This is a genomic window from Paraburkholderia phosphatilytica (genome assembly GCF_003443895.1).
Classification (GTDB): Bacteria; Pseudomonadota; Gammaproteobacteria; order Burkholderiales; family Burkholderiaceae; genus Paraburkholderia; species Paraburkholderia phosphatilytica.
The window spans coordinates 98,996-123,334 of record NZ_QQOA01000010.1 but is presented as its reverse complement, the minus strand read 5'-3'; the positions used below and the strand labels follow the sequence as shown (position 1 = coordinate 123,334).

Genomic DNA, 24,339 nt, shown 5'->3' with positions numbered 1-24,339 from the left:
AACTTCTGGATAACGGCAGCGAGGGGACAGAGTTGAGACTTATCCTACAAATTCTGGAAGCGTTACCACCCGTTACTGGAGCAGACCGAACTCCTTCATCGCGGGAATGAAGTCGTGGTTGCCTTCCGGCTTGCGGGACAGCTTGGCGAGCACGTATCGCTGGAAGCCGTCGAGCCGCGCCCACTGGGCAGGCGTGGGCGTGCCGACGTTGGCGAGCGCCGCCTGGTTGGCGATCCCTTCCGGCACGCTGTCGGTGTTGCGCCACGCGGGCGATTCCTCCGGCGTGAACCACTCCGGCTCGACATTCGCGTGCGTGCGCAGCATTTCGAACAGCGCATGATCGAAGTTCGGCTCGATCGCCGCGTCTTCCTCGACCGGGAAGCGCGCCAGCAGCACTCGGTCTTCGTGCGGCAGCGCCTGCCACTGCTGCAGCGAGATCCGCAGCCCGAAGCGGTCGAGGTTGAAGCGCACCGACATCGGGATGTAGGTGAGATTCTCGGAAGAGACGGTTTCGAAACCGAACAGGATCGGCGCTTCGCTCAGGCCCATGGCAGTGTCCTCGGTGTGCTCGGTGTGCGTGCAATCGATGCGGTGCGGCAGAATCGCGCAGTGCGGCCCGTGCGAGCCGCGGCCGGCGCGCGGGGCCGGCTTGAGGTATTTTAGAACCTTATTCGCGACGCGTCGGATGGCGGCGGGTCGGCAACGGGAGGCTTCACTTGAACGATCTGGATACGGCCGGGCAACCCGGCGTCATCGCACAGCAGGTGCGGCGGCATCGTGACGGTGCGACCGAATCGCTCACCGATCAGGTCGGTCAGGAGTGGCCGGTCGCGCTGGTATTCAACGGCATTTCGCACGCGGTGATGATGTGCACGCCGCGCGATCTGGAGGCGTTCGCGGTCGGTTTCGCGATATCGGAAGGGATCGTCGAACGCGGCAGCGACATCCACGATATCGAAGTCGCGTATTTCGAAGCGGGCGACCTGCCGCACGCGGAAGTTCATCTGCAGATCGTGCAGCAGCATTTCGTCGCGCTGAAGGAGCGGCGCCGCGCGCTCGCGGGCCGCACCGGCTGCGGCGTGTGCGGAATCGAGAGCATCGATCTGCTCGACCTGCAGCCCGAGCGCGTGCCGGACACCGGCTTTCTCGCGCGCCTGGCGCCGGATGCGATCGCTCGCGCGGCGCGCGAACTGCCCGCCCATCAGGCGCTGACGAAGCTGACCGGCGGCCTGCACGCGGCCGCGTGGTGCGACGCGCAGGGCGCGATCCGCTGCGCGTTCGAAGACGTGGGCCGGCACAACGCGCTCGACAAGCTGATCGGCCAGCTGGTGCTGGACCGCCAGGACACGCATGACGGCTTCGTGTTCCTGTCGAGCCGCGCAAGCTACGAACTGGTGCGAAAGGCGGCGCGCGTCGGCGTGCCGATGGTCGCGACCATCTCGGCGCCGTCGTCGCTCGCGATCACGATCGCGCGCACGGCCGGTATCCGGCTCGCGAGCTTCTGCCGCGAACGGAGCTATGTGGATTACAGCGAGTGAGGGAGGTGGGGGGCCGCAGTACGGCGCGACGCGCCTCCCCTCCCCCTACGAAAACGAACTGAAATCCGGCTTGCGCTTCTCAAAGAACGCCTTGAACGCTTCACGCGCTTCCGGCGCGAGCAGCATCTTGCCGAAGTGCACCGCCTCTTCGACCATCTGCGTGTCGATCTCATGCTGCGCCGCGCGTTTCATCAGCGCTTTCGTCACACGCAGCGACGACGCTGGCAGCGCGACCAGCTTCGCCGCCTGCGCCTGCGCATGCCGCAGCACGTCGGCCGCGGGCAGCACCTGGTTCACGATGCCCATCCGGTGTGCTTCGCGCGCATCGAACGCTTCGCCGAGCAGCAGCCTTTCCGCCGCCGCCTGATAACCCGCGACGCGCTGCAGCAGCAGGCTCGACGCTGCCTCCGGGCACAGGCCCAGCTGCGCGAACGGCAGCGAGAACGTCGCGCTGTCAGCCGCGTAGACGAGGTCGCAGTGCAGCAGCAGCGTCGTGCCGATACCCACCGCGTGCCCCGTCACCGCCGCGACGACCGGCTTCTCCGCCGCGCTGATCGCGCGCAGGAACTGGAACACCGGCGCGTTCTCGCCGGCAGGCGGCGACTTCAGGAAGTCTTCGAGATCGTTGCCCGCGCTGAAGATGCCGGGGCTGCCGTGAATCAGGATCGCGCGCACCGCCGTGTCGGTCTTCGCGGCGACGAGCGCATCGGCCATCGTCTGGTACATCGCGGCCGTGATCGCGTTCTTGCGCTCCGGCCGGTTGAACGCGATCGTGAGCACGCCGTTGCCGCGCTCGACCAGGATATCCATCGTCATCTCCTCAGTGCCTTCTGAATACGAAAACGGTCCGCAAGCCACAGGCCCGCGAACCGTTGGGAGTGCGTCACGCGACGCATGAGACGCGCAAGCCGCGCATCGCAGGTACGACCGTTACAGACGTTCGATGATGCCCGCCGCGCCCATGCCGGTGCCGACGCACATCGTCACCATGCCGTACTTCAGGTTGCGCCGGCGCAGGCCGTGCACCACCGTCGCCGCACGGATCGCGCCCGTCGCGCCGAGCGGATGGCCCAGTGCGATCGCGCCGCCCATCGGGTTCACCTTGGACGTGTCGAGGCCCAGGTCCTGGATCACCGCCAGCGACTGCGCGGCGAACGCTTCGTTGAGCTCGATCCAGTCGAGGTCGTCCTGCTTCAGGCCGGCCGCCTTCAGCGCGGCCGGAATCGCTTCCTTCGGCCCGATGCCCATGATCTCCGGCGGCACACCGCGCACGGCAAAACTCGCGAAGCGCGCGAGCGGCGTCAGGTTGAACTGCTTCAGGATTTTTTCCGACACGACGATCAGCGCGCCCGCGCCGTCCGACGTCTGCGAGCTGTTGCCCGCTGTCACCGAGCCCCTGTTCGCGAACACCGCGCGCAGCTTCGCGAGGCCGTCCATGGTCGTGTCCGCGCGCGGACCTTCGTCGAGCGCGATTTCGCGGCTGTTCACCTTGATCTCGCCCGTCGCCAGATCGGGGAAACGTTCGGCGAGCGTGTACACGGCGATCTCGTCCGCGAATTCGCCGGCTTGCTGCGCCGCCAGCGCACGGCGATGCGATTCGACGGCGAACGCGTCCTGCGCTTCGCGGCTCACTTTCCAGCGCTCCGCGACCTTCTCGGCCGTCAGGCCCATGCCGTACGCGATGCCGACGTTCTCGTCGCGATCGAAAATGTGCGGCGACAGCGACGGCTTGTTGCCCATCATCGGCACCATGCTCATCGACTCGCAGCCGCCCGCGATCATCGCATCGGCTTCGCCGACGCGGATGCGGTCCGCCGCCATCGCAAGCGCGGTCACGCCCGAAGCGCAGAAACGGTTCACCGTCACACCGCCGACCGAATTCGGCAGGCCCGACAGCAGCGCGCCGATCCGCGCGACGTTCAGGCCCTGCTCCGCTTCGGGAATCGCGCAACCGACGATCGCGTCTTCGATCACGCTGGTGTCGAGGCCCGGTACCTGGGCGACCGCGGCCTTGATCGCGTGCGTCAGCAGTTCGTCGGGGCGCGTGTTCCTGAACACGCCGCGCGGCGCCTTGCCGATCGGCGTGCGGCTCGCGGCGACGATGTAAGCGTCCTGCAGTTGTTTGTTGCTCATGTTCTCAGCTCCATCCAGTGTTTTGCCCGCGCCGCTCAGTTGCGCACCGGCTTGCCGGTCTGCAACATGCCCATGATCCGTTCCTGCGTCTTCTGCGTGCCGAGCAGCTCGACGAATGCGCGGCGCTCGAGCGCGAGCAGCCATTCTTCGTCGACCAGACTACCCGCCTCGACGTCGCCGCCGCACACCGCTTCCGCGATGCGGCCCGCGATCAGGAAATCGTGATCGCTGATGAAGCGGCCATCGCGCATGTTCACGAGCGACGCCTTGATCGTCGAGATCGCCGAACGGCCAGCCACCGGAACCTGCGCCGCGCGCAGCGGCGGACGGTAGCCCGCGGCGGCCAGCGCGCGCGCTTCCTTCTTCGCCGTGTCGAGCAGTTCGAACACGTTGAACACGATCGTGTCCGACGGCTTCAGATAGCCCATTGCGCGCGCATCGAGCGCCGAAGTGGACACCTTCGCCATCGCGGCGTTTTCGAACGATTTCTGCAGGAACTTGAGCAGATCGCTGCCGCCCGCGCCGACGGCGTTCGCCGCTTCCGCCGCGCGCAGCGCCGCTTCCTTCAGGCCGCCGCCCGCGGGCACGAGACCCACGCCCACTTCGACTAGCCCAAAATAGCTCTCGACATGCGCGACGCGCTTCGCGCTATGCAGCGCGAGCTCGCAGCCGCCGCCGAGCGCGATGCCCGACACCGCGGCCACCACCGGCACGTTCGCGTACTTCACGCGCAGCATGCCCTGCTGGAACTTCTTCACGAACGGCTCGATGCCTTTCGCGCCGCCCATCATGAACGCGGGCATCGCTTCTTCGAGGTTCGCGCCGGCCGAGAACGGGCCACCGGGCGCGCCGAGCTTCAGCGACGCCGGCTGCCAGATCACGACGCCCTTGTAGCCCTGCTCGGCAACGTCGATCGCCTGCTCAAGGCCTTCGATCACGCCCGGCCCGATCGTGTTCATCTTGCTCTTGAACGAGACGATCACGACGTCGTCTTCGCCCGCTCGGTCGTCTACCCACGCACGCACGTGCTCGGTCTCGAACAGCGTCTTGCCGTAGTTCTTCGGATCGACACCGGTCTCGCCCGCGAGCGGCGCGCGAAACACCTGGCGCTCATAGACGGACAGTGACGAACGCGGCACGAAGCGCTGCTCCGCCGGTGACCACGAGCCTTCGCTGGTGTGCACGCCGCCCCTCTCCGCGACCGGGCCTTCCAGCACCCATGCCGGCAGCGGCGCGTTCGCGAGCGCCTTGCCCGCCGAGATGTCGTCCTGCACCCACTCGGCAACCTGCTTCCAGCCGGCTGCCTGCCAGCCTTCGAACGGGCCTTCGTTCCAGCCGAAGCCCCAGCGGATCGCAAGATCGACGTCGCGCGCGTTGTCGGCGATCGATTCGAGATGCACCGCGATGTAGTGGAACACGTCGCGGAAGATCGACCACAGGAACTGCGCCTGCGGATGGTCCGATTCGCGCAGCAGCTTCAGGCGCTCCGCCGGCGGACGCTTCAGGATGCGGCCGACCATCTCGTCGGCCTTCGCGCCGCCTTCCACGTACTCGCCCGCCTTCGGGTCGAGCACCTTGATTGCCTTGCCTTCCTTCTTGTAGAAACCCGCGCCGCTCTTCTGCCCGAGCGCGCCTTTCTGCACTAGCGCGGCCAGCACGGGCGGCGTCTCGTACACCGGGAAGAACGGATCGTCGGCGAGGTTGTCCTGCATCGTCTTGATCACGTGCGCCATCGTGTCGAGACCGACGACGTCCGCGGTGCGGAACGTCGCGGACTTCGCGCGGCCGAGGCGGCTGCCCGTCAGATCGTCGACCTCGTCGAAGCGCAGGCCGAACTTCGCGGCCTCCGTGATCACCGCAAGGATCGAGAAGATGCCGACGCGGTTCGCGATGAAGTTCGGCGTGTCTTTCGCGCGCACGACGCCCTTGCCGACCACGCTCGTCAGGAACGTCTCGAGCTGGTCGAGGATCTCCGGACGCGTGGTGGCGGTCGGGATCAGCTCGACAAGGTGCATGTAGCGCGGCGGATTGAAGAAGTGCACGCCGCAGAAACGCGCCTTCAGCTCGTCGTCGAAGCCCTTTGAGAGCTCGGTGATCGACAGACCCGACGTATTCGTCGCGAAGATCGCGTTCGCGCCGAGGTGCGGCGCGACTTTCTTGTACAGGTCATGCTTCCAGTCCATGCGCTCGGCGATCGCTTCGATCACGACGTCGCACTCGGCGAGCTTCGCGATATCGTCGTCGTAGTTCGCGGGCTGGATGTACTGCGCGTCGTCCTTCACGCCGAACGGCGCTGGCGACAGCTTCTTCAGGTTCTCGATCGCCTTCAGCGCGATCGCGTTCTTCGGACCTTCCTTGGCGGGCAGGTCGAACAGCAGCACCGGCACCTTGGCGTTGATCAGGTGCGCGGCGATCTGCGCGCCCATCACGCCGGCGCCGAGCACGGCCACCTTGCGAATGATCAGATTGCTCACGTCGTTCCTCCAGAAAGTGATGCGGTGGCGCGGCAGGCGTGGTTCGCCGGTGCCTCGGGCGACGCCGCGACGTGCTCGCCGCGTGCCGGGCATGGGCGGTCAGATGTGTGGCTGCCGCGCGGGAATGGTGATGGCTTGGTAGTGGGAGCGATGCGGGGCCGCTGGTTCATCAACGCCGTATCACCGCGCTTGCTCAGAACAGCGCTTCGTCGATGTCCATCAGCGTCTTCGATCCGGCGCGCGCGGCGCGGATCGTCGCGGCCGTTTCGGGCAGCAGCTTCGCGAAGTAGAACCGCGCTGTGGCAAGCTTCGACTTGTAGAACGGATCACCGGACGCCTGGTTGTCCAGCGCGAGGCGTGCCATACGCGCCCAGAAGTACGAGAACACCAGGTGGCCAACGGTGCGCAGATACGGCACGGCAGCAGCGCCCACTTCATCGGGGTTCTGCATCGCCTTCATGCCGATTTCCATCGTCAGCTTCTGGACCTTGTCGCCGATGTCCGCGAGCGGATTGATGAACTCCGACATCTCCGACTTCACGCCTTCCTGCTCGACGAAATCGCTGACGAGCTTGCCGAACTTCTTCAGCTTGGCGCCCATGTCGCCGAGCACCTTGCGGCCCAGCAGGTCGAGCGACTGGATCGAGTTCGTGCCTTCGTAGATCATGTTGATGCGCGCGTCGCGCACGTACTGCTCCATGCCCCATTCAGCGATGAAGCCATGGCCTCCGTAGATCTGCATGGCCATGTTCGTGCCTTCGAATGCGTTGTCGGTCAGGAACGCCTTGATGACCGGCGTGAGCAGCGCGACAAGGTCGGCGGCTTCCTTGCGCACGCTTTCGTCCGCGTGTGACAGCTCCTTGTCGATCTGCAGCGCGGACCAGTAAGTGAACGCGCGCGCGCCTTCGGCATAAGCCTTCTGCGTGAGCAGCATGCGGCGCACGTCCGGATGCACGATGATCGGGTCGGCCGCTTTCTCAGGCGCCTTCGGGCCCGTCAGCGAACGCATCTGCAGGCGTTCCTTCGCGTAGGTCAGCGAGTTCTGGTACGCGACTTCCGTGAGGCCGAGGCCCTGCATGCCGACGCCGAGACGCGCGGCGTTCATCATCACGAACATCGCGTTCAGTCCTTTGTTCGGCTCGCCGACCAGCCAGCCCTTCGCGTTGTCGAGATTGATCACGCACGTCGCGTTGCCGTGAATGCCCATCTTGTGTTCGATCGAGCCGCACTTCACGCCGTTGCGCGCGCCCGGTTTGCCGTCGGCATCCGGCACGAACTTCGGCACGATGAAGAGCGAGATGCCCTTCGTGCCCTGCGGCGCATCCGGCAGACGCGCGAGCACCAGGTGCACGATGTTCTCGGCGAGATCGTGTTCGCCGCTCGAGATGAAAATCTTGGTGCCGCTGATCGAGTACGAGCCGTCGCCGTTCGTTTCGGCCTTGGTGCGGAGGATGCCGAGGTCGGTGCCGCAATGCGGCTCGGTCAGACACATCGTGCCGGTCCACTGGCCCGATACGAGCTTCGGCAGATAGGTCTGCTGCAGCTCGGGCGTGCCGTGCTCGTGCACACATTCGTACGCGCCGTGCGAGAGACCCGGGTACATGGTCCAGGCCTGGTTCGCCGAGTTCATCATTTCGTACAGCGCGTTGTTGACGAACGCTGGCAACCCCTGGCCGCCGAACTCGGGATCGCAGCCGAGCGCGGGCCAGCCGGCCTCGACGTATTGCTGATACGCTTCCTTGAAGCCCTTCGGTGTGGTCACGACACCGTCGCCGACGTACGTGCAGCCTTCCTGGTCGCCGCTCTGGTTCAGCGGGAACAGCACTTCAGCGCAGAACTTGCCGGCCTCTTCGAGCACCTGGTTGATGGTGTCGGCATCGAGATCCGCGTGCTTCGGCATCTGCTTCAGCTCGGCTTCGACGTCGAGCAGCTCGTGCAGCACGAATTGCATGTCCCGCAGCGGCGCGGCGTACTGTCCCATGACTCATCTCCAAAGGTGTAGGCATGAGCGAGGCCGTTCGCGCCGGTCCTGTCAGCGGGTGGCTGCGGGACGGTGAACGCCGGTCGATGCGCCGGCGCCGCTAGCGGCTTTCGCTCTGATACGAAACGATCAGTTTTTCCAGCGCGGCCCACGTCAGGCGCACAGCGTCCGGCAGATGCAGGAAGCGCGCGTCGTGATGCAGACCGAGCGTGAAGCTATACAGTTCGAACAGCATCAGCTGCGGGTCCGTGTCCGCGCGCAGATGCCCTTCTTCCTTCGCCTGCGAAATGGCCCGCAACAGCGCCGCGCGCCACGTCGTGACGCTGGAGACGAGCTGCTCGCGCACCGGGTTGTCCGCGCGGTCGTCGTATTCGACGGCGCCGCTGATGTAGATGCACCCAGTGGTGACCTCCTGGATGCGCTTTTCCATCCAGCGCGACAGCATTGCCCGCAGACGCGGCAGGCCGCGCGGCTCGCGCAGGCTCGGGAAGAACACTTCCTCCTCGAAGCGCCGGTGGTACTCGCGCACGACTTCGACCTGCAAGTCCTCGCGCGACCCGAAATGCGCAAACACGCCGCTCTTGCTCATCTGCATGCGCTCGGCCAGCAGCCCGATCGTCAGGCCCTCGAGCCCGTCACGACTTGCCAGATCGAGCGCTGCCTCCAGAATTGCGGCCCGCGTCTGTTCGCCTTTTCGCATAGCTTTGTACCGTTCTGTGTGACCGACAATAAAATCGAACGGTCGTACCATTATTGGCATCGACCGCCTGGGAAACAAGGACTTTATTAGAAACCGGTTTCTAACCGGACATCAATTCTGGGCCATCGACAATTGGATGGGGCTGATTTTTTTGAATCGTCGGCTAGTCGTAGCCGCCCACCGTGATCAGCTTCATCGCCCACCGGTACGCGGTGTACGCGAACCAGTTCAGCAGACGCTCGCCGGCCGGGCGCGCCTCGTAGCCTGCGAAGTCGATGCGACGCGCCTCCGCGAACGCGGTCAGGATCGCGTCGCGCAGCGCGTCGATCTCCGGATGCAGGACGAGCACGACGTTCGCCTCGTTGTTGAGCACGAGGCTCAGCGCATCGAGGTTCGACGAGCCGACCGTCGCCCAACCCGAATCGACGACCGCCACCTTCCCATGCAGCATCGTCTTCTCGTATTCGGCGATCTGCACGCCCGCCTTCAGCAGCGACCGGTACAGGAACGGCACCGCGTAATCGAGCGCGCGAAACTCCTTGCGGCCGATCACGAGCCGCACGTCGACGCCGCGCCGGGCCGCGAAGATCAACGCGCGACGCAGCTTGCGGCCGGGCATGAAGTACGGATTCGCGAGCAGCACCTCGCTGCGCGACTGGCCGATCGCGGTCAGATACGCTTTTTCGATCGCGCGGCGGTTGATCAGGTTGTCGCGCGCGACGAACGCGACGGCCGCCCCGGCGGGCGAATGCCGGCCGCCGAAGCGGCGCCGCCGGCCGCGACCGCCCAGCTGCTGCTGCGCCATGTCGGCGTTCAGATCGGGGCGCAGATCGGACGGCGGCCGGTGACCGATACGGATGCGCCGCCACTGCGATTCGAGCGCGTCGCGCACGTCGGACACCACCGGCCCTCGCAGCTCGACCGCGAAGTCCCAGCGCGCGTGCGGCAGCTGTGTGCCGTTCTGGTCGAAGTCGTCGACGATATTGATGCCTCCGCAGTACGCGAAATCGCCGTCGATCGCGGCGAGCTTGCGGTGCGTGCGCGAGAAGCCGAAGCGGCCGAACAGATGCGGGTTATAGATGCGATGCTGGATACCGGCCTTCGGCCATTCGTCGAAGAGCGGCAGCCGGTCCGTGCCGATGCCGTCGGTGATCACGCGCACGCGCACGCCGCGCGCGGCGGCGCGCGTCAGCGCGTCGGACACCGGGCGGCCCGCGCTGTCGTCGCAGAAGATATAGGTTTCGAGAATTACGTCCCGGGTCGCGCCGTCGATCCGGCTGATCAGCGCTTCGAACAGGCTCGTGCCGGAGCGGAACAGCCGGACGTCGTTACCGGCGGTGAAGCGGTAGCGCAGCCAGTAGCGACGGCCCAGCAGACTCTGCCGGAGGCGGGCGAAACGGCGCACGCCCGACGTCATCGGCGGCGCTCCAGTGCGTGTCCGGGAAACCGGCCAGGCAGTTCGAGAATCGCGTCACGGTTCGACCATGAGAAGCAGGCCGCCGCGGCCGCTTCGTACGGCAGCCACTGGAAGGCGGTGTGCTCGTCGGGCGCGAGCGTGACGTCGAGCCGGTGCGGCACTTCGAGGCTGAACCAGTGCTCGGTGTTGTGCGTGACGCCCGGCGCGTAGCGGTGGCGCCAGACCCGATAGATCTCGAATTCGATGTGATGCCGCCAGTCGACGAGCGCATCGAGCGGCACGTCGGGGCCGCCGATCGCGATGCCGGTCTCTTCGGCCACTTCACGGATCGCCGTCTGCACGAGCGGCTCGTCGACGCGATCCTTCGAGCCCGTCACCGACTGCCAGAAGCCGGCACGGCCCGCGCGCTCGATCAGCAGCACGTCGAGCTCGCGCGTATGGATCACGACAAGGACGGACTCGGGAATCTTCGGCGGTTTCGGCATGGTCTCGACGCTGTCTCGCTCGCCGTCGCCTCACGGGGAAGGCGGACGGGCAGCACATGTCGGGTCAAAGGTTCTAGGCTTCGACTGTATCCAAAAAGCGAAAAAGGCGCGAGATGCGCCTTTCTTCGAGTGGTGCCGGTGTTGCGCCGGCGCCTGGTTGGTGGAGCTTCGAGGCGCACGCGATGCGTGGCCTTGAACGGCTGACATCGTACCGCGCTATGTCAGCCGCGTCATGCCAGCCGCTTGAAGCCCCGCCTGAAACCCGTTAAGCCTTCTGCTCCGGCTGACGCAGGCGGATGTGCAGCTCGCGCAGCTGGCGTTCGTCGACTTCGCTCGGCGCCTGCGTCAGGAGACACTGCGCGCGCTGCGTCTTCGGGAACGCGATCACGTCGCGGATCGAGTCGGCGCCGGCCATCATCGTGACGATGCGGTCGAGGCCGAACGCGATACCGCCGTGCGGCGGCGCGCCGTACTGCAGCGCGTCGAGCAGGAAGCCGAACTTCAGACGCGCTTCCTCCGGACCGATCTTCAGCGCGCGGAACACCTTGCTCTGCACGTGCTCCTGATAGATACGCACCGAGCCGCCGCCGATTTCCCAGCCGTTCAGCACCATGTCGTACGCCTTCGCGAGGCAGCGGGCCGGATCGGTTTCGAGGAACTCGAGATGCTCGTCCTTCGGGCTCGTGAACGGATGGTGCGCGGCGACGAAGCGGTTCTCTTCCTCGTCGTACTCGAACATCGGGAAGTCGATCACCCACAGCGGCTTCCAGCCCTTCTCGACGAGATCGTTCGCCTTGCCGAACTCCGAATGGCCGATCTTCAGACGCAGCGCTCCGAGGCTGTCGTTCACGACCTTCGCGCGGTCCGCCGCGAAGAACACGATGTCGCCGTCCTGCGCGCCGGTGCGCTCGACGATCGCCGCAATGGCCGCATCGTGCAGGTTCTTCACGATCGGGCTCTGCAGGCCGTCACGGCCCTTCGCCGCTTCGTTGACCTTGATCCACGCGAGACCCTTCGCGCCATAGATGCGCACGAATTCCGTGTAGCCGTCGATGTCGCCGCGCGACAGCTCGCCGCCCTTCGGCACGCGCAGCGCCGCGACCCGGCCGTCCTTGCTGTTGGCCGGCGTGCTGAACACCTTGAAGTCGACGTCCTTCATCACGTCGGTGAGCTCGGTGAATTCGAGCTTCACGCGCAGGTCCGGCTTGTCCGAACCGAAGCGGCGCATCGCTTCCGAGTACTGCATGACCGGGAACTTCGCGTCCAGCTCGACGCCGATCGTTTCCTTGAATACGTGACGCGACATGTCTTCGAACAGGTCGCGGATTTCCTGCTCGCCGAGGAACGACGTTTCGCAGTCGATCTGCGTGAATTCCGGCTGACGGTCGGCGCGCAGGTCTTCGTCGCGGAAGCACTTGACGATCTGGTAGTAGCGATCGAAGTTCGCGATCATCAAAAGCTGCTTGAAGAGCTGCGGCGACTGCGGCAGCGCGAAGAACTGGCCCGCGTTCACACGCGACGGCACGAGATAATCGCGCGCGCCTTCCGGCGTGCTCTTCGTGAGCATCGGCGTTTCGATGTCGATGAAGCCACGCGAATCGAGGTACTTGCGCACTTCCATCGCGACGCGATAGCGCAGACGCAGGTTGTGCTGCATCTGCGGACGGCGCAGATCGAGCACGCGGTGCGTGAGGCGCGTGGTTTCCGACAGGTTGTCGTCGTCGAGCTGGAACGGCGGCGTGACCGATGCGTTCAGCACGGTCAGCTCGTGGCACAGCACCTCGATCTTGCCACTCTTCAGGTTCGCGTTGGTCGTGCCTTCCGGACGGTTGCGCACCACGCCCTGGATCCGCACGCAGAACTCGTTGCGCACGCCTTCGGCCGCCTTGAACATCTCCGCGCGATCCGGGTCGCAGACGACCTGGACGAGGCCTTCGCGATCGCGCAGGTCGATGAAGATGACGCCGCCGTGATCGCGACGACGATGCACCCAGCCGCACAGCGACACGGTTTGGCCCAGCAGGTGTTCGGTCACCAGACCGCAGTATTCAGATCTCATCGACATGATGTTCGTCTTTCGTTTTGCATGGATTGAACGGCGCGCGCCGAACCGGGCGCGCGGCCGGTGTTACAGCGGCGGCTCGACAGGACGGCGCACCTGCGCCGGCGGCGAGGACGGAGCGACCACGCCCATCGAGACGATGTACTTGAGCGCCGCGTCGACCGTCATGTCCAGTTCGACGACTTCGCTCCTCGGCACCATCAGAAAAAAGCCTGACGTGGGATTCGGCGTGGTCGGCACGTAGACGCTCACGCACTCTTCCTTCAGGTGATTCACGACGTCGCCGCCGGGGATGCCGGTCAGGAACGCGATCGTGTACGAGCCACGGCGCGGGTATTCGATCAGCAGCGCCTTGCGGAATGCGTTGCCGCTCGACGAAAGCAGCGTGTCGGACACCTGCTTGACGCTGGTGTAGATCGGGCCGACAACCGGAATGTGGCGAACCACGAGCTCCCACCACTTCACCAGCTTCTGCCCGATGAAGTTCTGCGTCAACAGCCCGACGATGAAGATGAACGCGAGCGTGAGCACCGCGCCGAGCCCCGGCAGGCGGAAGCCCAGCACCTTCTCGGGCTGCCACGAGCTGGGCAGCAGAAGCAGGGTCTGGTCCATCGTGCCGATGATGAGGCCAAGCACCCACAGCGTGATGGCGAGCGGCACCAGCACCAGCAGGCCAGTCAGAAACACCGATTTGAGCGTTGTCTTTTTCGTCGTCATGTGTACCGCCGGATGACCGCTGCCGGTTGCGCCGGACGCGGGAGGGATTGGCCGCCGCGGGGCGGCCGCGGAACTATGCGCTGCCGGTTGTTGTGCTGCCCGATGCCGCGGGGGTCGCGGGCGCCGAAGACGAACTCGCGGAACTGGAACCCGAGCCGCTCGACGCTGCGCTGTCGCCGGAGCCGGATGCGGACTTGCCGCTGTCCGCGCTGGCTGCCGCGCCATCGCCCGAGGACTTGCCGTTCGAGCCGTTCGAATTGCCATTGGCGCTGTTGCTGCCGCCGCGGAAGTCGGTCACGTACCAGCCCGAGCCCTTCAGCTGGAAGCCGGCGGCCGTGACCTGCTTGCGAAAGGTGTCTTTTCCGCACTCGGGGCACTGCGTCAACGGGGCGTCGCTCATCTTCTGGAGCACGTCTTTCCCGAAGCCGCACGAGTCGCAACGATATGCATAGATCGGCATGATCCTTTTCCCTGCAGAAATCTTGTAAACGCTTGCAAAGCCTTGAATTATAGCCGCAAACCGCGACACGCCCTGGCGGATTTCCGGGTGCGACGCGTCGCGCGGCCACCGACGCCGCAGATGAGGGCGAAAGGCCTTGAAATCAAGCCGCGGGCGCACCGCGCCGGCGCCATACGAGCCAGCGCTCGCGGCCCGCGAATACCGGGATCGAATCGGCGACCGGCCGGTCGTCGACGAGTTCGAAGTATGGCGACAGCAGCGCGTCCAGATCGGAACGGTCCATGCCGAACGGCGGCCCCTTCGGCGTTGCGCCGATGAAAAAGAAGCCGGCCAGCAACGCGCCTTCGGGCAACAGTTCCGCGATGCGGCGCGCGTAGTCGCCCCGGCGTGCAGGTGGCAGCGCGCACAGGAACGCGCGCTCGTAGATCCATGCGGGCGCAACGGGCGGCTGCCACGCGAAAAAGTCCGCCTGTTCGACGACCGATGCATATTGCCCTAGCTGCACGCGCGCCGCCGCGACCGCATTCGCCGCGAAGTCGATCGCGCGCACGGGGGCGCCGCGCTCGGCGAGCCACAGCACTTCCCACGCATTGCCGCAGCCCGGCACCACGACCGGCTCGGCAAGCCGCTGCGATGCGAACGCGACGAATTCGGCCGGCACGCCAGCCTGATCCCACGGCGTGAAGCGCTTTTCGAAGCGCTCGTCCCAGAATGCAGGCGAGTCGGGATCGCGTGTGGAGAATGCCGGGGGCGTGGTGGATTCGCCGGTGGGTTCGTGCCGTTCGTCGTCCTGCTTCGATCCGCTCATCGCCTTTCTCCCGAAAACGCTTCAGCCACCGTATGCAAGCGTGAGCCACACACGCGCCAGCAACGCGCCCACCCCTACCGCGAAGCCGAACATCAGCAAACCCTGCAGCAGACGGTTGGTGCGCTTCTGTTCCAGCAGGATCTGGCGGATCACGTCGTCGCCGGGCCGCGGCTGACCGTCGTGCGCGTGGCCGTGCCGCTCGGCGAGCACGTTGTGGATCAGGCGCGGCAACTGCGGCAGCGTCTTGCTCCACTGCGGCGCCTCGATCTTCAGACGCTCGTACCAGCCGCGCAGACCGATCTGCTCGTTCATCCAGCGTTCGAGGTACGGCTTCGCGGTCTTCCACAGGTCGAGGTCCGGGTCGAGCGAACGGCCCAGTCCCTCCACATTCAGCATGGTCTTCTGCAGCAGCACGAGTTGCGGCTGGATCTCGACGTTGAAGCGGCGCGACGTGGAGAAGAGCCGCATCAGCACCTGGCCGAGTGAAATGTCTTTCAGCGCGCGGTCGAAGTACGGCTCGCAGACGGCGCGGATCGCGCTTTCGAGTTCTTCGACGCGCGTGTTCGGCGGCACCCAGCCGGACTCGAGGTGCAGCGTCGCGACGCGGTGATAGTCGCGCTTGAAGAACGCAAGGAAGTTCTGCGCGAGGTAGTTCTTGTCGAAGTCCGACAGCGCGCCGATGATGCCGAAGTCGAGCGCGATGTAGCGGCCGAAATGATTCGGCGCGAGGCTCACCTGAATGTTGCCCGGGTGCATGTCCGCATGGAAGAAACCATCGCGGAACACCTGCGTGAAGAAGATCTCGACGCCCTCGCGCGCGAGCTTCGGAATGTCGACGCCCGCCGCGCGCAGCGTGTCCACCTGGCTGATCGGCACGCCGATCATCCGCTCCATCACGAGCACGGTGGGCGTGCAGAACTCCCAGTACATCTCCGGCACGAGCAACAGGTCGAGCCCCGCGAAATTGCGGCGCAGCTGGCTGCCGTTGGCCGCCTCGCGCATCAGGTCGAGTTCGTCGTGCAGATATTTGTCGAACTCCGCGACCACCTCGCGCGGCTTCAATCGCTTGCCGTCCGCCCACAGCCGCTCCGCCCATACGGCGATGTCGCGCAACAGCGCGAGGTCGGAGTCGATCACCGGCAACATGTTCGGCCGCAGCACCTTTACGGCCACCGCCTTGCCCGCATGCTGGCCGGTCTTCAGCGTCGCGAAGTGCACCTGCGCGATCGATGCGCTCGCCACCGGTACGCGCTCGAAGTCGTCGAAGATCGCATCGACGGGCGCGCCGAGCGACCGCTCGATGATGCCGATCGCCACCGCCGAGTCGAACGGCGGCACCTGGTCCTGCAGCTTCGCGAGTTCGTTCGCGATGTCCACCGGCAGCAGATCGCGGCGCGTGGACAGCACCTGGCCGAACTTCACGAAGATGGGCCCCAGGCTCTCCAGCGCGAGGCGCAGCCGCACGCCGGGCGGCGCCTCGAAGCGGCGGCCGATGGTGGTGATCCGCAGCAGCAACCGCACGCGGCGGTCGTTGATGCGGCTTAGCATCATCTCGTCGAGACCGAAGCGGATGACCGTGAAAAAGATCTTGAGGAAACGCAGAAAACGCATGGCCGGCCCGATGATCAGCGCGCGCCGCGCGAGGTGGCGGCACCGTCGGCCGGACCTTCGGCGCCGCGCCGGGCGTCCACCTTCTGCTCGATGCGTTCGACGCGCTTCTCGATGCGTGCGAGCGCATCGCGCGTACGGGCCAGTTCCGCGTTGAAATCGTCGAGCGCTGCGCGCCGCACGAGCTGCGGGTTCTCGTCCAGCAGATATTCGGCCACCGAGTCGAGCAGGTTGCGCCCGGTGCGCCGCGCGTGCTCGCCGGCCGTACGCACAAGCGTCGATACGCGATAGGCAGGCGCATCGCCGATCAGGCGCGCGAGGTCTTCTTCGGGCTCCCAGCGCAGATGTTCGGCGAGCTTGGCGATCACGGTGGCGAACTCCGCGTCGCCGTCGATCTTCACGTGCTTCATCACCGCCGCCTGACCGCCTTGCACAAACGCAGGCACTGCATCGGGCGGCACGGAAAGCGTGACGTCGAACTGGCCGGCATCGCGCTCCTCCACCGCCACGAGGTAGCCATCCGGCTGCACCAGCAGCATCAGCTCGACAGGCGGGCACGACAGCCGCGCGGTCTTGCCGGCATACGGAGCGAGGCGATCGAGCGCCCAGGGTTCACGGGCGAGCAGATGATTGACGGCAGCAGCAAAAGGCTTGGCAGCGAGGGTCATTGGAGGCGGCAAGAAAAAACCCGCGCGGACGAAGGTCGGCGCGGGTTCCTATTGTAACGTCCGATCGCGCAACGCCCGACTATGCCGAACGGCCAGCGTTCGTGGCGCGCAGCGCGCGGCGCGACGTCGTTCGCGTAGTCGTGGCGCGGGCCGCGCCGCGCCGCGCCGCAACGCAACGCAACGCAGGCGGAACAGCCGGGCGCCGCAGCGGTCAATGCGCGGCCAGTTGCTGGATGCCCGCGAGCAGCCAGCCTTCGCCGGTCCCGGTTGACTTCGTCAGATGCCAGATTTCGGCGAACGGTTCGGCCGCGGCGCCCGACGTCTCGCGGATCAGGCCCGAGAAGCGCACGCTCGCGAAGTACTCGATGCCGCGGTCTTCGACGCCGAGCAGTTCCGCGTCCAGCGTGACGACGTCGGTCTGGTTCTCCTTCCCGCCACGCGCGTCGAGATCGAGCTTCACTTCGGCGAATACTTCGGGCGTCGTGAACTCGCGGATGTCGGCGAGATTGCCGACGTCCCACGCGGCCTGCAGACGCACGAAGTACACCTTCGCGTTGCGCAGGAACGCGTCCGCATCGAAGCCGGACGGCAACGCCGGGCGCGCCGCGGGCGTGTGTTCGAAACCCGCGCTGGTCGGCGCGGCGGCGCCATACGGTGAAGCAGGCGCGGACGGTGCTGATGCTGCCGGCCCCGTGGACCTGAAGCTCGGCTCCCGCGGATAGCCGGAGGCATACCCGCCATGGTTCGTGTTCAGCGGCGGCGAGCCGTACGGCCCGGTCGCGCCCGAGGCATAACCACGCGTGGTCGAATCGCGCCGGCGTCCCGCGAAGCGGCGGATCAGCCAGATTGCCGCGGCCGCGATCAACGCGATCACGATCAGGTTCGCGAGGCCGCTGGCGAACGCGTCGCCGAGACCGAAGTGCGACAGCAGCGCCGCGATGCCGAGACCGGCCGCGAGACCGGCGATCGGCCCGAGCCAGCGCGAGCGGGCTGGCACCGGCGACGCGGGCTGCATGCGCTGCGCCTGCGCGGCCTGGCCTGGGTTGGTCGGGTTCGGCGAAGCCGCGTTCTGCGACGGGCCATTGGATGGCGACGAAGGCGGCGTGGTCTGCCGCTGCATCATCGACGAAGATTGCCGGCCGAAGCTTCGGCCACCGCCCATGCGGCGTGCGTCGGCATCGAGCGAGGCGACCGTCGCGGCCACGATCAGACCGACGACAGCGAGGCGTCCCGCCTGCCGCGCCCACCTCGAAAGCTTTCCGGAAAAACTGAAGCGGGCGTCGGTCATGGCGGGAATCCTTTAGAAAACAGTCATATGGAACACCTAGTACTTGACGCCGACGTGGAGTGCGACCACGCCAGCTGACAAGTTGTAATATTTGACGGCATCGAGGCCGGCTTGTTCCATCATTGTTTTCAAAGTTTCCTGATCCGGATGCATGCGGATCGATTCGGCGAGGTACTTGTAGCTGTCGGCGTCGTTCGCGAAGCGCGCACCGAGCCATGGCAGCACCTTGAACGAGTACACGTCGTACGCTTTCTTCAGCGGCTCCCACACCTTCGAGAACTCCAGCACCATCAGCTTGCCCGCCGGCCTCAGCACCCGCCGCATCTCGGCCAGCGCGATGTCCTTGTGGGTCATGTTGCGCAATCCGAACGCCACCGTCACCACGTCGAAGTAGTTGTCGGGGAACGGGATTTTCTCCGCGTCGCAGAGCAGCGCCGGCGTGATCACGCCCTGGTCGATCAGGCGGTCGCGGCCCACGCGCAGCATCGATTCGTTGATGTCCGTATGCCAGACTTCGCCGGTCGGCCCCGCCTGCTTCGCGAACGTCTTCGACAGATCGCCCGTGCCGCCCGCGATGTCGAGCACGCGGTAGCCCGGCCGCACGTTGGCCTGCGCGATCGTGAAGGCCTTCCACGCACGATGCAGGCCGCCTGACATCAGGTCGTTCATCAGGTCGTAGTTCGATGCGACCGAATGGAACACGCCCGCTACCTTCTTCGCCTTGTCTTGTTCGTCTACGGTCTCAAAGCCGAAGTGGGTTTTGCTCATCGCGCTCGTCCTTGTGCGTTTTCTTGAATGTTGCGCCGCATCATCCCGTTGCCGCGGCCCTGCCAGGGCGCCGGCTGCGGCGGTCAGTGGTGATGGCCGTGCCCGTGACCATGCGGCGCGGGCTCGCTCATCGGCGCGTCGCGGTCTACCCCGGCCGCTGCCAGTTTGGCGAGATACTCGCGCCAGAGTTCATCCTGCCGCACGGCGAGGTCGTACAGCAGGTCCCACGAGTAGATACCGGTATTGTGACCGTCCGAAAAAACCGGTTGCAGCGCATAGTTGCCGACGCCTTCGAGCGCCGTAATCGTCACGTCGCGCTTGCCAGTCTGCAGCGTCTCCTGGCCGGGACCGTGGCCGCGCACTTCCGCGGAAGGCGAATATACGCGCAGCAGTTCGAACGGCACGCGGTAGCTGTTGCCATCCGCGTACTGCAGTTCCAGCACGCGCGAAACCGCGTGCACGACGACGCCGGTCGGCACCGGCGTTTCGCGAGTCAATCCGCTCATGTTTGGCCTCAGGCGAGAGCTTGTTCGATTTCGCCGCGCACCGCGTCGGCGAGCAGCGTGGCCTGCGCGCGCCGCGACGACAGCAGCGCTTCGGAGACGGTGCGCTGGCGTGGCGCCCACACGGGCAACGGGAAATGCGCGTCGTTCGAGAAGCGCGGAATCACGTGCCAGTGCACGTGCGGCACCTGGTTGCCGAGGCTCGCGAGATTCACCTTCACCGGGTGCATCACGCGCCGCAAAGCCCGTTCCACGCCATAGACGACGCGCATCACACGGTCACGCGAACGCGCATCGAGGTCGGAGAACTCGGCCACGTGCGTGTTCCAGATCACGCGGCAAAAGCCAGGATAGTCGTGTTCGTCGGCGAGGACGACCCGGAGAGAATCGTCCTGCCACAGCACGAGGCCGCCGTCCTCACGGCAAAATACACAGTCCATCATCGTCCCCGCACGAAATACGTAAGCCGTGCCATTAGACCAGCACGCGCTCGATTCCGCCATTATTCGCGCGCTGGACGTAGTCGGCCATCCAGTTTTCGCCCAGCACGTGACGGGCAATTTCGACGACGATGTAATCCGCTTCCACGCCCGCATCCTCGTTGTAGCGCGAGAGCCCCTGCAGGCAGGACGGACAGCTCGTGAGGATCTTGATGTCCGTGCCGCCGCTGGGCTGCGGACCGTCGCCCGCCTTCAGCACCGAGCCCGGCTGTGCGCCGGCGGCACCCGCCGCGGCGTTGGCCGGATTGAGCGCGTTCGAGCCGGCGTCGGCCACGACAGGGATGCCGCGAAGCTTCGCCGCGCCCTTGCGGATTTCTTCCTCCTTGCGAAAGCGCACCTGGGTCGAGACGTCCGGACGCGTCACCGCCAGCGTGCCAGATTCGCCACAGCAGCGATCGTTCTTCTCGATCTTGTAGCCGTCCTTTTCCGCCCCCATCAGCTGGTTGACGAGCTTCACCGGATCGATCGTCTTGATCGGCGTGTGGCACGGGTCGTGGTACATGTAGCGCATGCCCGACACGCCATCGAGCTTGATGTTCTTCTCGAGCAGGAACTCGTGAATGTCGATGATCCGGCAGCCCGGGAAGATCTTGTCGAATTCGTAGCCCGCGAGCTGGTCGTAGCAGGTGCCGCACGACACCACCACCGTCTTGATGTCGAGGTAGTTCAGCGTGTTCGCGACGCGGTGGAACAGCACGCGGTTGTCCGTGACGATCTTCTCGGCCTTGTCGTACTGACCCGAGCCGCGCTGCGGATAGCCGCAGCACAGGTAGCCCGGCGGCAGCACCGTCTGCACGCCCGCTTCCCACAGCATCGCCTGGGTGGCGAGACCGACCTGCGAGAACAGCCGCTCGGAGCCGCAACCCGGGAAGTAGAACACCGCCTCCGAATCGACGGTGGTCGTCTTCGGGTTGCGGATGATCGGCACGATCTTGTTGTCTTCGATGTCGAGCAGCGCGCGCGCCGTCTTCTTCGGCAGGTTGCCCGGCATCTTCTTGTTCATGAAGTGGATCACCTGCTCGACGACGGGCGGCTTGCCCGTCGTGGCCGGCGGATGCGCGGTCTGCTTCTTCACGACCTTCTTCAGCACCTCGTTGCCGAGGCGCTGCGCCTTGTAGCCAATGCCCATCATCGCGGTGCGCGCGAGGTTGATCGTCTGCGGGTTGGTCGCGTTGAGGAAGAACATGCCCGCGGCGTTGCCCGGGTTGAACTTCTTCTTGCCCATCTTGCGCAGCAGGTTGCGCATGTTCATCGTGACGTCGCCGAAGTCGATCTTCACCGGGCACGGCGTCGCGCACTTGTGGCAAACGGTGCAGTGATCGGCGACGTCGTTGAACTCATCCCAGTGCTTGATCGACACGCCGCGGCGGGTCTGCTCTTCGTACAGGAACGCCTCCACCAGCAGCGACGTCGCGAGAATCTTGTTGCGCGGGCTGTACAGCAGGTTCGCGCGCGGCACGTGAGTCGCGCAGACCGGCTTGCACTTGCCGCAACGCAGGCAGTCCTTCACCGAATCGGCGATCGCGCCGATGTCGGACTGCTGCATGATCAACGATTCGTAGCCCATCAGCCCGAAGCTCGGCGTATAGGCGTTGCGCAGGTCCGCGCCTTCGAGCAGCTTGCCCGCGTTGAAGCGGCCTTGCGGGTCGACGCGCTGCTTGTACGCGCGGAACTCGCTGATCTCGTCGTCGGTGAGGAACTCGAGCTTTGTGATGCCGATGCCGTGCTCGCCGGAAATCACGCCATCCAGCGAACGCGCGAGCTTCATGATGCGCGCCACTGCGGTGTGCGCGTCCTGCAGCATCTCGTAGTTGTCGGAGTTGACCGGAATGTTCGTGTGGACGTTGCCGTCGCCCGCGTGCATGTGCAGCGCGACGAACACGCGGCCGCGCAGCACTTTCTTGTGGATGGCCTGCGCTTCGTCGAGGATCGGCTTGAACGCTCCGCCATTGAAGATCTGCCGCAGTTCGGCGCGGATCTCCTGCTTCCACGACACGCGGATGGTGCGGTCCTGGGTGACGTCGAACACGGTGACGCCAGGCTGATCGTCGACGCGGTCCGCGAACTTCTCAGCGAGCGGCGCATAGCCGAGCCGCACGAGATAGTGCTGCGCTTCGCGCAGCGACAGGTCGAGCCGGTCGCGCAGGAATTCCCAGCGCGCGCGCACCTGCTTGAACAGTTCGAGCGCGTGCTGCACGCGGTCTTCGAGCAGTTCGGCGGACGGAATGTCGCTCGCGTCGTCGCCCTTGCCGAGCGGCAGGTTGCCCGCCTTGAAGAACGCTTCGAGCGCGTCGAGCAGCTGCAGCTTGTTCTTGATCGACAGCTCGATGTTGATGCGCTCAATGCCGTCCGTGTATTCGCCCATCCGGTTGAGCGGAATCACGACGTCTTCGTTGATCTTGAACGCGTTGGTGTGCTTCGCGATCGCGGCGGTGCGGCTGCGATCGAGCCAGAAGCGCTTGCGCGCCTCGGCGGACACGGCCACGAAGCCTTCGCCGCTCTTGCCGTTCGCCATCCGGATCACTTCGGACGTTGCGGCGGCAACGGCATCCGCATCGTCGCCGACGATGTCGCCGATCAGCACCATCTTCGGAAACGCGTTGCGCTTGCTCTTCGTCGCATAGCCGACCGCGCGCAGATAGCGCTCGTCGAGGTGCTCGAGGCCCGCGAGAATCGCGCCGCCTTCCTTCGACGTCGCGAACAGGTAATCCTTGATCTCGACGATGCTCGGAATCGCCTCGCGCGCCTGGCCGAAGAATTCGAGGCACACGGTACGGGTATGCGCGGGCATCTTGTGCAGCACCCAGCGCGCGGACGTGATGAGGCCGTCGCAGCCTTCCTTCTGCACGCCCGGCAGGCCCGCGAGGAACTTGTCCGTCACGTCCTTGCCGAGGCCTTCCTTGCGGAAGCGCCGGCCTTCGATGTCGAGCTTCTCGGTGCGCAGCAGCTTTTCGCCGGGCGCGTATTCGCCGTCGAACCACTTCAGTTCGAAGTGCGCGACCTCGATGTCGTGGATCTTGCCGAGGTTGTGCTCGAGACGCGTGACTTCGAGCCAGTTGCCCTCGGGGTCGACCATCCGCCACCAGGCCAGATTGTCCAGCGCGGTGCCCCACAGCACCGCTTTCTTGCCGCCGGCGTTCATCGCGACGTTGCCGCCGATACACGACGCATCGAGCGACGTCGGGTCTACGGCGAACACATAACCCGCTTGCTCCGCGGCTTCCGTCACGCGGCGCGTGACGACGCCCGCGCCGGAGAAGATAGTCGGCACCTTGCGCGCGACGCCCGGCATTTCGGTCAGCTCCACCGCGCCGAGCTGTTCGAGCTTCTCGGTGTTGACGACGGCCGAGAACGGCGTGAGCGGCACCGCGCCGCCCGTATAGCCGGTGCCGCCGCCGCGCGGAATCACCGTCAGGCCGAGCTCGAAGCAGGCCTTTACCAGGCCGGCCATCTCGGCTTCGGTGTCGGGCGTCAGGACGACGAACGGATATTCGACGCGCCAGTCGGTCGCATCGGTCACGTGCGACACTCGCGCGAGACCGTCGAAGCGGATGTTGTCCTTCTGCGTGCGGCGGCCCAGTACTTTGGCCGCACGGCGACGCAGGTCGGCCATCTGCTCGAACTCGGCCGCGAAAGCATCGACGGCGCGCCGTGCCGCGAGCACCAGCGTTTCGACGCGAGCGGCGCGGCCCACGCCGGCTTCGTCGCCGCCGTGCTCGATCAGATCGGCGCGGCGGCGCTTCTCGATTTCGGTCAGACGGTGGTTCAGCGCTTCGATCAGGAGTGCGCGGCGCTTCGGGTTGTCGAGCAGGTCGTCCTGCAGATACGGATTGCGGCGCACGACCCAGATATCGCCGAGCACTTCGTACAGCATCCGCGCCGAGCGGCCGGTGCGGCGTTCGGCGCGCAGTTCGTCGAGCGCAGCCCAGGCATCGTCGCCGAGCAGGCGGATCACGATCTCGCGATCGGAGAACGACGTGTAGTTGTAAGGAATTTCGCGCAGGCGCGCTTCGGGATCGGCAGCCACCGTATTGGCGGCGCCGTTCGGGTCGAAAACTTGAGGTGCGTTCATGTCCGGACGACTCGGTAGGTCGGCTCGATGCGCTCATCGACGAGGCATCGGCAGACGGTGCGCGTGGGGCGCAGTTCTGGAAATACTGTCTTCTCTTGACAAAGCCCATGCCGACGGTGGGCACACGTCGGCGGCTTCGCGGCGCTCAGATGCAGCT

General features: G+C 65.8%; 20 protein-coding genes. 1 reads left to right on the top strand and 19 read right to left on the bottom strand.

Annotated elements, in window-relative coordinates; translation table 11 throughout:
• Nucleotides 1-72 precede the first annotated feature (72 nt).
• Complete coding sequence (locus tag DVS29_RS13225; RefSeq protein WP_118180913.1) at nucleotides 73-549, bottom strand: nitrate reductase associated protein; 477 nt, start codon at nucleotides 547-549, stop codon at nucleotides 73-75.
• A 167-nt stretch (nucleotides 550-716) separates the two neighbouring features.
• On the opposite strand from DVS29_RS13225, the gene fdhD reads away from it, so the two are divergent.
• The gene (fdhD, locus tag DVS29_RS13220) at nucleotides 717-1,538 is read left to right on the top strand and encodes a formate dehydrogenase accessory sulfurtransferase FdhD (RefSeq protein WP_118180912.1); all 822 of its coding nucleotides are present in this window, start codon (nucleotides 717-719) and stop codon (nucleotides 1,536-1,538) included.
• Between the two features lie 45 nt (nucleotides 1,539-1,583).
• Here the strand turns inward: fdhD and DVS29_RS13215 are convergent, their stop codons facing one another.
• The 18 genes from DVS29_RS13215 to DVS29_RS13130 all read right to left on the bottom strand — a co-directional run bounded on the left by DVS29_RS13215 (nucleotide 1,584) and on the right by DVS29_RS13130 (nucleotide 24,182).
• Complete coding sequence (locus DVS29_RS13215; protein ID WP_205962444.1) at nucleotides 1,584-2,348, bottom strand: enoyl-CoA hydratase; 765 nt, start codon at nucleotides 2,346-2,348, stop codon at nucleotides 1,584-1,586.
• 120 nt (nucleotides 2,349-2,468) lie between these two features.
• Entirely contained in the window at nucleotides 2,469-3,671 is a 1,203-nt protein-coding gene (locus DVS29_RS13210) for an acetyl-CoA C-acyltransferase (protein WP_118180910.1), read from the bottom strand.
• Nucleotides 3,672-3,706: 35 nt separating this feature from the next.
• Nucleotides 3,707-6,145, bottom strand: coding sequence for a 3-hydroxyacyl-CoA dehydrogenase/enoyl-CoA hydratase family protein (locus DVS29_RS13205; RefSeq protein ID WP_118180909.1), 2,439 nt, complete (start codon nucleotides 6,143-6,145; stop codon nucleotides 3,707-3,709).
• Nucleotides 6,146-6,338: 193 nt separating this feature from the next.
• Nucleotides 6,339-8,126, bottom strand: coding sequence for an acyl-CoA dehydrogenase C-terminal domain-containing protein (locus tag DVS29_RS13200; protein ID WP_118180908.1), 1,788 nt, complete (start codon nucleotides 8,124-8,126; stop codon nucleotides 6,339-6,341).
• 100 nt (nucleotides 8,127-8,226) lie between these two features.
• A complete protein-coding gene (locus tag DVS29_RS13195; protein WP_118180907.1) occupies nucleotides 8,227-8,826 on the bottom strand; it encodes a TetR/AcrR family transcriptional regulator in 600 nt (199 codons plus the stop codon).
• 163 nt (nucleotides 8,827-8,989) lie between these two features.
• Nucleotides 8,990-10,243 carry a phospholipase D-like domain-containing protein gene (locus DVS29_RS13190; protein ID WP_118180906.1) on the bottom strand — a complete coding sequence of 418 codons (1,254 nt, stop codon included), beginning with the start codon at nucleotides 10,241-10,243 and terminating at the stop codon, nucleotides 8,990-8,992.
• Nucleotides 10,240-10,728 carry a dihydroneopterin triphosphate diphosphatase gene (gene nudB / locus DVS29_RS13185; protein WP_118180905.1) on the bottom strand — a complete coding sequence of 163 codons (489 nt, stop codon included), beginning with the start codon at nucleotides 10,726-10,728 and terminating at the stop codon, nucleotides 10,240-10,242. Before nudB ends, DVS29_RS13190 begins: the two co-directional genes overlap by 4 nt.
• Before the next feature lie 265 nt (nucleotides 10,729-10,993).
• Entirely contained in the window at nucleotides 10,994-12,793 is a 1,800-nt protein-coding gene (aspS, locus tag DVS29_RS13180) for an aspartate--tRNA ligase (RefSeq protein WP_118180904.1), read from the bottom strand.
• Between the two features lie 63 nt (nucleotides 12,794-12,856).
• Entirely contained in the window at nucleotides 12,857-13,507 is a 651-nt protein-coding gene (locus DVS29_RS13175; protein ID WP_118180903.1) for a DUF502 domain-containing protein, read from the bottom strand.
• Between the two features lie 73 nt (nucleotides 13,508-13,580).
• On the bottom strand, nucleotides 13,581-13,967 hold the full coding sequence (locus DVS29_RS13170) for an FmdB family zinc ribbon protein (RefSeq protein ID WP_118180902.1): 387 nt from the start codon (nucleotides 13,965-13,967) through the stop codon (nucleotides 13,581-13,583).
• A gap of 142 nt (nucleotides 13,968-14,109) precedes the next feature.
• Nucleotides 14,110-14,775 carry a class I SAM-dependent methyltransferase gene (locus DVS29_RS13165; RefSeq protein ID WP_118180901.1) on the bottom strand — a complete coding sequence of 222 codons (666 nt, stop codon included), beginning with the start codon at nucleotides 14,773-14,775 and terminating at the stop codon, nucleotides 14,110-14,112.
• Nucleotides 14,776-14,796: 21 nt separating this feature from the next.
• A complete protein-coding gene (ubiB, locus tag DVS29_RS13160; protein WP_118180900.1) occupies nucleotides 14,797-16,386 on the bottom strand; it encodes a ubiquinone biosynthesis regulatory protein kinase UbiB in 1,590 nt (529 codons plus the stop codon).
• Between the two features lie 14 nt (nucleotides 16,387-16,400).
• Entirely contained in the window at nucleotides 16,401-17,051 is a 651-nt protein-coding gene (locus DVS29_RS13155) for a ubiquinone biosynthesis accessory factor UbiJ (RefSeq protein WP_118180899.1), read from the bottom strand.
• 211 nt (nucleotides 17,052-17,262) lie between these two features.
• On the bottom strand, nucleotides 17,263-18,339 hold the full coding sequence (locus tag DVS29_RS13150; protein ID WP_118180898.1) for a Tim44 domain-containing protein: 1,077 nt from the start codon (nucleotides 18,337-18,339) through the stop codon (nucleotides 17,263-17,265).
• Nucleotides 18,340-18,375: 36 nt separating this feature from the next.
• Nucleotides 18,376-19,107, bottom strand: coding sequence for a bifunctional demethylmenaquinone methyltransferase/2-methoxy-6-polyprenyl-1,4-benzoquinol methylase UbiE (gene ubiE / locus DVS29_RS13145; protein ID WP_118180897.1), 732 nt, complete (start codon nucleotides 19,105-19,107; stop codon nucleotides 18,376-18,378).
• Nucleotides 19,108-19,190: 83 nt separating this feature from the next.
• Nucleotides 19,191-19,613 (bottom strand): gamma-butyrobetaine hydroxylase family protein, encoded by a 423-nt coding sequence (locus DVS29_RS13140; protein ID WP_118180896.1) that lies wholly within the window; start codon nucleotides 19,611-19,613, stop codon nucleotides 19,191-19,193.
• An 8-nt stretch (nucleotides 19,614-19,621) separates the two neighbouring features.
• Entirely contained in the window at nucleotides 19,622-20,050 is a 429-nt protein-coding gene (locus tag DVS29_RS13135; RefSeq protein ID WP_118180895.1) for an HIT family protein, read from the bottom strand.
• Between the two features lie 34 nt (nucleotides 20,051-20,084).
• A complete protein-coding gene (locus DVS29_RS13130; RefSeq protein WP_118180894.1) occupies nucleotides 20,085-24,182 on the bottom strand; it encodes a DUF3683 domain-containing protein in 4,098 nt (1,365 codons plus the stop codon).
• Nucleotides 24,183-24,339 lie beyond the last annotated feature (157 nt).

Bases quoted from the DNA above. Each gene is read 5' to 3' on its own strand.
- DVS29_RS13155 (WP_118180899.1), bottom strand. From the start codon at position 17,051: ATGACCCTCGCTGCCAAGCCTTTTGCTGCTGCCGTCAATCATCTGCTC.
- DVS29_RS13175 (WP_118180903.1), bottom strand. From the start codon at position 13,507: ATGACGACGAAAAAGACAACGCTCAAATCGGTGTTTCTGACTGGCCTG.
- DVS29_RS13150 (WP_118180898.1), bottom strand. From the start codon at position 18,339: ATGACCGACGCCCGCTTCAGTTTTTCCGGAAAGCTTTCGAGGTGGGCG.
- DVS29_RS13215 (WP_205962444.1), bottom strand. From the start codon at position 2,348: ATGGATATCCTGGTCGAGCGCGGCAACGGCGTGCTCACGATCGCGTTC.
- aspS (WP_118180904.1), bottom strand. From the start codon at position 12,793: ATGTCGATGAGATCTGAATACTGCGGTCTGGTGACCGAACACCTGCTG.
- DVS29_RS13170 (WP_118180902.1), bottom strand. From the start codon at position 13,967: ATGCCGATCTATGCATATCGTTGCGACTCGTGCGGCTTCGGGAAAGAC.
- nudB (WP_118180905.1), bottom strand. From the start codon at position 10,728: ATGCCGAAACCGCCGAAGATTCCCGAGTCCGTCCTTGTCGTGATCCAT.
- DVS29_RS13165 (WP_118180901.1), bottom strand. From the start codon at position 14,775: ATGAGCGGATCGAAGCAGGACGACGAACGGCACGAACCCACCGGCGAA.
- DVS29_RS13135 (WP_118180895.1), bottom strand. From the start codon at position 20,050: ATGGACTGTGTATTTTGCCGTGAGGACGGCGGCCTCGTGCTGTGGCAG.
- DVS29_RS13225 (WP_118180913.1), bottom strand. From the start codon at position 549: ATGGGCCTGAGCGAAGCGCCGATCCTGTTCGGTTTCGAAACCGTCTCT.
- DVS29_RS13195 (WP_118180907.1), bottom strand. From the start codon at position 8,826: ATGCGAAAAGGCGAACAGACGCGGGCCGCAATTCTGGAGGCAGCGCTC.
- ubiB (WP_118180900.1), bottom strand. From the start codon at position 16,386: ATGCGTTTTCTGCGTTTCCTCAAGATCTTTTTCACGGTCATCCGCTTC.
- ubiE (WP_118180897.1), bottom strand. From the start codon at position 19,107: ATGAGCAAAACCCACTTCGGCTTTGAGACCGTAGACGAACAAGACAAG.
- DVS29_RS13200 (WP_118180908.1), bottom strand. From the start codon at position 8,126: ATGGGACAGTACGCCGCGCCGCTGCGGGACATGCAATTCGTGCTGCAC.
- DVS29_RS13210 (WP_118180910.1), bottom strand. From the start codon at position 3,671: ATGAGCAACAAACAACTGCAGGACGCTTACATCGTCGCCGCGAGCCGC.
- DVS29_RS13130 (WP_118180894.1), bottom strand. From the start codon at position 24,182: ATGAACGCACCTCAAGTTTTCGACCCGAACGGCGCCGCCAATACGGTG.
- DVS29_RS13190 (WP_118180906.1), bottom strand. From the start codon at position 10,243: ATGACGTCGGGCGTGCGCCGTTTCGCCCGCCTCCGGCAGAGTCTGCTG.
- DVS29_RS13140 (WP_118180896.1), bottom strand. From the start codon at position 19,613: ATGAGCGGATTGACTCGCGAAACGCCGGTGCCGACCGGCGTCGTCGTG.